This is a genomic window from Roseateles sp. P5_B10 (assembly GCF_056400485.1).
Genome location: NZ_JBFULE010001675.1, coordinates 1 through 560 on the forward strand (window position 1 = coordinate 1; position 560 = coordinate 560).

The 560-nt window shown below is 69.3% G+C and carries 1 protein-coding gene; it reads right to left on the reverse strand.

Annotation, left to right across the window (positions count from 1 at the left end):
* Positions 1 to 97 precede the first annotated feature (97 nt).
* Positions 98 to 560: YdeI/OmpD-associated family protein (locus tag AC1DU6_RS35275; RefSeq protein ID WP_477863222.1), on the reverse strand; the 463-nt coding region annotated here is incomplete at its 5' end.

Consider the following 560-nt stretch of genomic DNA (forward strand, 5'->3'; position numbering starts at 1 on the left):
GGCGATGTGCTTGCCGGTCGCGCCGGCAAGCATCGCCGTCCCCCCGGGGGACCGGCTGGGCGCGCCCGCGTCCAGCAGGGCGAGACCGGACGAGGGGCTAACAGCTTTCGTACTTCCAGTTGCGTGATTTGCCGTCAGCGATCCACTCCACCGCCTGGGCGATGCGCTTGGTGCGTGTGTCCTCGCGCTTGGCCTCCAGCACCCATTCGAGGTAGTCGCGCTGCTTGCTGGGCGCGAAGGCGTCGTAGTGCTGCTTGGCCGCCTTGACCTTGCTCAGCGCCGCGGCGAAGTCGTCGGGCATCTCGAGCTGGGGCCGCGGCTCGCGGTTGGGTTTTGCGGCGCGCGGCGCGCCGGCCTGCAGCAATGCGGCAGCGGCCTTGATCTGCTTGCGCAACTCGGTGCGGCTAGGCAGGTCGGCCAGGGTCGTGATGCGGCCGAGATCGCCCATGGCACCGGGCTGTCCGGGTGTCGCGCCCTCGCGTTCCCAGAAGCCGAAGGTGCAATGCGCCTTGAAGGCCGACATGCCGCACAGCAGCTTGTCATCCAGCGTGAAGTGCGGC